This window comes from Arthrobacter sp. Y81, assembly GCF_002929335.1.
GTDB lineage: Bacteria > Actinomycetota > Actinomycetes > Actinomycetales > Micrococcaceae > Arthrobacter.
Genome location: NZ_PJIL01000018.1, coordinates 91,484 through 98,266, shown reverse-complemented (window position 1 = coordinate 98,266; position 6,783 = coordinate 91,484). Strand labels below are relative to the sequence as shown.

Sequence of the window (6,783 nt, the reverse complement as noted above, 5' to 3'; positions counted from 1 at the left end):
GACTGGAAGCCCGTGGCAACGCTCTTGGAAATGTCCCGCGTTCCAAGGTTGGTGGTCATGATGATCACGGTGTTCTTGAAGTCCACCACCCGGCCCTGGGAGTCGGTCAGGCGGCCGTCTTCCAGGATCTGCAGCAGCGAGTTGAAGAGGTCCGCGTGGGCCTTCTCCACTTCGTCGAACAGCACCACGGAGAACGGACGGCGGCGGACCTTTTCGGTCAGCTGGCCGCCTTCCTCGTAACCGACGTAGCCCGGAGGGGCACCGAAGAGCCGCGAAACCGTGTGCTTCTCGGAGTACTCGGACATGTCCAGCGTGATGAGGGCATCCTCTTCACCGAACAGGAACTCCGCGAGGGCCTTGGCGAGTTCGGTCTTGCCGACGCCTGTGGGGCCGGCGAAGATGAACGAGCCACCCGGACGCTTGGGGTCCTTCAGGCCCGCACGGGTGCGGCGGATGGCCTGGGACAGGGACCTGATGGCCTCGTTCTGGCCGACGACGCGCTTGTGCAGTTCGTCTTCCATCTTCAGCAGGCGCGAGGACTCTTCCTCGGTCAGCTTGAAGACCGGAATGCCGGTGGAGTTCGCCAGCACCTCGGCGATGAGATCCTCATCCACCTCGGAGATGTCGTCCATGCCGCCGGTCTTCCAGTGGCGTTCCTTCTCTGCCCGCTCGGCAATGAGCTTCTGCTCCTTGTCGCGCAGCGACGCGGCGCCTTCGAAGTCCTGCGCATCAATCGCGGACTCCTTCTCCATCTTCAGTTCGGCGATGCGCTCGTCCATGGCCTTCAGCTCCGGCGGAGCGGTCATGCGGCGGATGCGCAGGCGTGCGCCGGCTTCGTCGATGAGGTCGATGGCCTTGTCCGGCAGGAAGCGGTCCGAGATGTAGCGTTCGGACAGGTTGGCTGCCGAGGCGAGGGCGCCGTCGGTGATGGTGACGCGGTGGTGCGCCTCGTAGCGGTCACGCAGGCCCTTGAGGATCTCGATCGCGTGCGCAACCGAAGGCTCCTTGACCTGGATCGGCTGGAAGCGGCGCTCCAGCGCGGCGTCCTTCTCGATGTGCTTGCGGTATTCGTCCAGGGTGGTGGCACCGATGGTCTGGAGCTCACCGCGGGCCAGCATGGGCTTCAGGATGGAAGCTGCATCGATGGCGCCTTCGGCTGCACCGGCACCGACGAGGGTGTGGATTTCGTCGATGAACAGGATGATGTCGCCGCGGGTGCGGATTTCCTTGAGGACCTTCTTCAGGCGCTCTTCGAAGTCACCGCGGTAGCGGGAGCCTGCCACCAGGGACCCAAGGTCCAGCGTGTAGAGCTGCTTGTCCTTGATGGTTTCCGGGACGTCCCCGCGGACGATTGCCTGGGCGAGGCCTTCGACGACGGCGGTCTTGCCGACGCCGGGTTCGCCGATGAGGACGGGGTTGTTCTTGGTGCGCCGGGAAAGGACCTGCATAACGCGTTCCATTTCCTGTTCGCGCCCGATGACCGGGTCCAGCTTGTTCTCGCGCGCAGCCTGGGTGAGGTTGCGGCCGAACTGGTCCAGGACCACGGAGCCGGCAGGGGTTCCCTCCGGCTGGCCGGGTCCGACGCCTGCGCCGGTGGTCTCCTTGCCCTGGTAGCCAGAGAGGAGCTGGATCACCTGCTGGCGGACCCGGTTGAGGTCGGCTCCGAGCTTCACGAGCACCTGGGCGGCAACGCCTTCACCCTCACGGATGAGGCCCAGCAGGATGTGCTCCGTGCCGATGTAGTTGTGGCCCAGCTGCAGCGCTTCGCGGAGCGAGAGCTCCAGCACCTTCTTGGCGCGCGGAGTGAAGGGGATGTGGCCGGACGGGGCTTGCTGGCCCTGGCCGATGATCTCCTGCACCTGCTCGCGTACGCCGTCGAGCGAAATGCTCAAGGACTCCAGAGCTTTGGCGGCAACGCCTTCACCCTCATGGATAAGACCCAAGAGGATGTGTTCGGTACCGATGTAATTGTGGTTCAGCATGCGTGCCTCTTCTTGGGCAAGCACAACTACGCGACGGGCACGGTCCGTAAATCGCTCAAACATTTCGCCACACTCCTAGCTACGACGTACTTTGATGCTACGTGGCAGACCCGGACTTGTGGAGCGTGTTCGCCACAGGGGAAACCCGGGACCCGATTCCCGGGTTGACGCCACGGGCTGATACCGCCCGCCGGGACTGCCGCCGCGTGCCCGATGACCAGCGAAGCGGCCCCCAATACCGCCGTCCGGCGAAGGCGCAACGGCGCGCCGGCAACCCGACAAACAATGGCTTTGTTGTCCACGTTTGTTGTCCACCCGGAATCCGTTCACCGGAGGGACTCCATTTGCGCTGCACTCGTCCGAAACCTGCTCCGGGCACGCAATAACCCTCGAATAACCGGGGCGCTTTACCACAACGGCCTCCGGCGGCCTGCCTGGTATTCAAATGGCAATGCCCCCACCGTTTGGCAGGGGCATTGCTTTTCCACGCAAAACTGCGGCAGTGCTAGGAATTTGCCTTCTGGTAGGCTTCCTGAATTTCAGCCTGGATACGGCCGCGGCTGTTAACCGCATAGCCATTCTCCCTGGCCCACTGACGAATCTGTGCAGAGTCCTGGTTCCGACCGCTTGAGACCTTTGTGCGGGTGGCGCGGCCGGTGGACGTCTTGCGGGCGCTTGAAACAAACCGCTCCACGGAGGAGCGTAGTTCTGCAGCATTGGCAGCTGACAGGTCAATTTCGTAACTGACGCCGTCAAGGCCAAATCGGACAGTTTCGTCCGCGGTTCCCCCATCCAGATCATCGACAAGGATGATTTTTACTTTCTGTGCCATAAAAATTCTCTCTTTTGGAAAGGACGGGTATGCAGAAAAGCAGGATGTATCAGATAAAGTATCTCTCGCTTTATGGCAACGCGTCAAAGCGGCAAAAGGTTCCTGTGAATGGTGGGCAGGAATAAGCCGGGAGTATTAGTTTGTGCTGTTGCCGTTGCCGTCGCCGGGAGTGGTTCCCTTATTCGGGGCACCATTCGTCTCCTGCTTTGATTCAGCGTCGCGGGCTTTTGCCTCAGCCTGGGCCTGCGCCTCAGCCTGGCGCTCCGATTTGTCCGCGTTGAAGATCGACTTCATGGCAAACCAGAACAGCAACCCGACCACAAGGGAGGGCAGAAGGACGGCAACGTACTCCACGGTCAGTGTCCTTCAGGCTTCAGGAGCGGGAAAAGGATGGTTTCGCGGATGCCGGCGCCGGTGAACAGCATCACCAGGCGGTCAATGCCCAGCCCGATGCCGCCCATGGGCGGCGCGCCGTACTCGAGCGCGCGGAGGAAGTCCTCGTCCAGCTGCATGGCCTCCACGTCACCGGCAGCAGCGTGCCTTGACTGCTCGGTGAGGCGTTCACGCTGGATGACAGGGTCGATGAGCTCGGAGAAGGCCGTGCCGCGTTCCATGCCGCCGATGATCAGGTCCCAGGCCTCGATCAGGCGGTCGTCGTCGCGGTGCTGGCGCGCAAGGGGCTGCGCGGACGGCGGGTAGTTGTAGACGAACGTGGGGTTCAGCAGGGTTGGTTCCACGATTTCGCCGAACAGTTCAACTGCCAGCTTCTCGGCATCCCATTTGGGATCAACCTTGACATCGTGCTTGGCCGCCACGGCCCGCAGTTCCTCCACGGTGGTGTCCGGCGTGATTTCCTGGCCCACGGCGTCGGAAAGTCCGGGGTATACAGCCAGCCAGGCCCATTCGCCGTCGAGGTTGATCTCCCCGGCCTCGGTCTGGATGGTGCGCCCCACACCGGCGGCGTCGGCGGCGTCAAGGATGATCTCCTTGATGCGGTCCGCCATGACGAACTGGTCGGCCCAGGCCTCGTAGCATTCCAGCGTGGTGAATTCCGGGCTGTGCGTGGAGTCCACGCCCTCGTTGCGGAACACCCGTCCCATGTCGTAGACGCGGTCGATGCCGCCCACCACTGCGCGCTTGAGGTACAGCTCGGTGGCAATGCGGAGGGTCATCTTCTGGTCGAAGGCGTTCATGTGGGTTTCGAACGGCCGGGCCAGGGCACCGCCGTGGACCAGCTGGAGCATCGGAGTTTCCACCTCGACGTAGTTGCGGCGGTGCAGGCTTTCCCGGATTGAGCGGGTGATCGCGGCGCGGGTGTAAACCATCTCGCGGGCCTCGTCGCGGACCATCAGGTCCACGTAACGCTGGCGGACGCGGGTTTCCTCGTTCAGGCCGGCGTGCAGCACAGGCAGCGGGCGGAGCGCCTTCGAGGCCATGGACCAGGAATCGGCCATCACGGACAGCTCGCCGCGGCGGGAGGAAATGACCTCGCCCTTGATGAAGACGTGGTCGCCCAGGTCCACCAGGGCTTTCCATTCGGCCAGGGACTCCTCACCCACGTTGGCCAGGCTCAGCATGGCCTGGAGGCGGGTGCCCTTGCCGTCCGTGCCGCCTTCCTGGAGGGTGGCGAAGCAGAGCTTGCCGGTGTTGCGGATGAACACGATGCGGCCGCTGACGCCAACAGTGTCGCCGGTGGTCTCGTCGGCCTCGAGGTGGGCGTACTTTTCGCGGATCTCGCTCAGGGAATGCGTGCGCTCAACACCCACCGGGTACGCCTCGCCGCGTTCAATCAGCTTGGCGCGCTTCTCCATGCGGATGCGCATCTGCTCGCTGGCGTCCGCCGGTTCGGCAGCATTGGTCGGGGTGGGGGTGTTTTGGGAAGTCACAATCCCTAAGTTTACCGGGAGTTCCGCGGCATGTTTTTTCCTGCCGGCCATGATTCCCCTCACCGGGGATTTTTTGCGCGGCTAATGCCCCCGACGGCAGTTCCTGAGGGACGCTGTCCGAACAAACCGTCCGGAAGTGAACGGGCGGAGGCTGCTGCGGCGAGGGGAATAGACTCGGGGCTGTGGAGACTCGGACGATCAGGACGGACGACGGCGACGGTCACCTTGAGGTGCACTCCTTCAGGCCCGTGGCCTCCCCCGCCTTGCCGGCAGCCAGCGACCCGGACGGCAGCCTGGCCGGTCACCCGGACGACGCGGGGCAACCCGGCGTCGTCGTAATTCACGGAACCCTGGTGACCGACGCGCTCTACCGCCCTTTCGCCATGAAGATTGCCCGCCTCCTGGGGCGGCCGGTCCATACCTACAACCGCCGCGGCCGCGGCGGTTCCGCCGGCCAGCGCGAGGACTATTCAGCGGCGACGGAGATCAGCGACCTCGCGGCCGTCATGCGGGCCACCGGTTCCGCGGACGTGGTGGCACACAGCTACGGCGGTTTTGTGGCCCTGCAGGCAGCCCGGACCGAGCCCATCCGGCGGCTCGTAACCTACGACGCCGCGGTTTCCCTCTCCGGCAGCCTCGAACGCCGGTGGCGTCCGGAACTGGAGCATTCCATGGCCGCCGGCCAGCTCGACCATGCCTGGGCTCATCTGGTCCAGGGGCTGGAAACGGCAGGTCCGGTCTCCAAGCTCCCGCTCGGCGCCCTGCGCATGCTGAGCATCCTGTCCGCCCGGACGCGGCTCGGGGCGGAGATGCGGCAGCTGCTGCCCACCGCCGTCGCCGAGATGCGGGCCGTGCTGAAATCCGACGCAGAGCTCGCCGACTTCGCCGGCGTCACCACACCCACCCTGATGCTCAGCGGCGGCTGGAGCCCGGCGTACTTCGCCGAAACGGGCCGCCAGCTCGCCGCGGCGGTGCCGGCCATCGACTTCGCACTGGTCCCCGGGCAGCTCCACGAGGGACCGCTCCGGCCGGGGCACCGCCTGGCCCTCACCACCGCACGGTTCCTGGCCAACGACGTCGGCCTGCGGCTCCAGCGGATCCGCGCCGCCAGGCACCCGCTGGGCAGCCGCTTTAGGATTGGTCAGTGAAGGAAGCCTTCAAAGACAAGGGATCAGTGGAGCAGCAGTTCATCACCACGCACGACGGCGGCCGGCTGGCTTTGTACAGCTACGGCACCGTGGACGCGGCCGGCGAGCGGCGGGTCGTGGTGATCGGCGGAGCCTTCCTGACGGCGCTGATCTACCGGCCGTTTTCCGAGGCACTGTCCAAGGGCCTCGGCGAGGGCTGGGCCGTGGACGTCTATGACCGCCGCGGCCGCGGCGACTCCACGCCGCAGCCGGCAGACTATTCGATGGCCACCGAAATTGCCGATGTCCGGGCCGTTATGGACGCCACCGGCGCCCGCAACCTCTTCGGCCACAGCCTGGGCGGTTCCGTAGCGCTGAATGCGGTCCAGGAGTTCGCCGGGACCGGGCACCAGCCGGACAAGCTCGCTGTCTATGACGCCGCGGTGAATATCGACGGCGAGGTGGATATGTCCTGGCTGGACAGTTTCGAACGCTCCGTCAACGCCGGAAACGTCCCGCACGCCCTGGCCAAGCTCAAGAAGGGCATGCAGCCCGGCTCGCCCCTGGCCAGGATTCCGGAACCGCTCCTGGCCGGCCTGATGGCGCTGGTGTCCCGGACCAAGGTGAACCGGGTGTTCAAGGAGCTCATGCCCAGCGGCGTGGGCGAGCTCAAAGCGGTGTTCGATGAAAACGACCACGTCCGGGACTTTTCCGTCCTGCCGCCGAACACCAGGTTTATGGTGGGCGCCAAAAGCCCGCACTACTACAAGGCGACGGCCGAACAGCTGCACCGGGCCGTACCCGGCAGCGAGCTCCAGGTCTCGCCCAAGTGCGTCCACGCCTCCATCCCCGCGGCCGTCAAAGAACTGGTGGAGGACATCTCCGCGTACTTCAAGGGCTGACATGGTGATGCCGGTCCCAAGCTGCTGTGCGGTTCCTGCCGCCCCGGGTAGGCT

6 protein-coding genes are annotated in these 6,783 nt (G+C 64.9%); 2 read left to right on the top strand and 4 right to left on the bottom strand.

The annotated features are described in order from the left end of the window. From CXQ91_RS19930 to lysS, 4 genes are all read right to left on the bottom strand, one after another. Positions 1-2,045 (bottom strand): ATP-dependent Clp protease ATP-binding subunit (locus tag CXQ91_RS19930; RefSeq protein WP_104175629.1); only part of this gene is annotated, 2,045 nt, incomplete at its 3' end. A gap of 442 nt (positions 2,046-2,487) precedes the next feature. After that, positions 2,488-2,814 (bottom strand): Lsr2 family protein, encoded by a 327-nt coding sequence (locus CXQ91_RS19925; RefSeq protein WP_104175619.1) that lies wholly within the window; start codon positions 2,812-2,814, stop codon positions 2,488-2,490. 135 nt (positions 2,815-2,949) lie between these two features. After that, on the bottom strand, positions 2,950-3,168 hold the full coding sequence (locus CXQ91_RS19920) for a hypothetical protein (protein ID WP_104175618.1): 219 nt from the start codon (positions 3,166-3,168) through the stop codon (positions 2,950-2,952). A 2-nt stretch (positions 3,169-3,170) separates the two neighbouring features. After that, positions 3,171-4,700 (bottom strand): lysine--tRNA ligase, encoded by a 1,530-nt coding sequence (gene lysS, locus CXQ91_RS19915; protein ID WP_181038963.1) that lies wholly within the window; start codon positions 4,698-4,700, stop codon positions 3,171-3,173. 263 nt (positions 4,701-4,963) lie between these two features. Here lysS and CXQ91_RS19910 point away from each other — a divergent pair, with 263 nt between their 5' ends. Continuing rightward, positions 4,964-5,848, top strand: a complete 885-nt coding sequence (locus tag CXQ91_RS19910; protein ID WP_374953684.1) for an alpha/beta fold hydrolase — start codon at positions 4,964-4,966, stop codon at positions 5,846-5,848. 26 nt (positions 5,849-5,874) lie between these two features. Next, positions 5,875-6,729 (top strand): alpha/beta fold hydrolase, encoded by an 855-nt coding sequence (locus CXQ91_RS19905; RefSeq protein WP_104175628.1) that lies wholly within the window; start codon positions 5,875-5,877, stop codon positions 6,727-6,729. Positions 6,730-6,783 lie beyond the last annotated feature (54 nt).

What these genes read in the sequence shown, in the direction of transcription:
- CXQ91_RS19925 (WP_104175619.1), bottom strand. Translation starts at nt 2,814, where the DNA reads ATGGCACAGAAAGTAAAAATCATCCTTGTCGATGATCTGGATGGGGGA.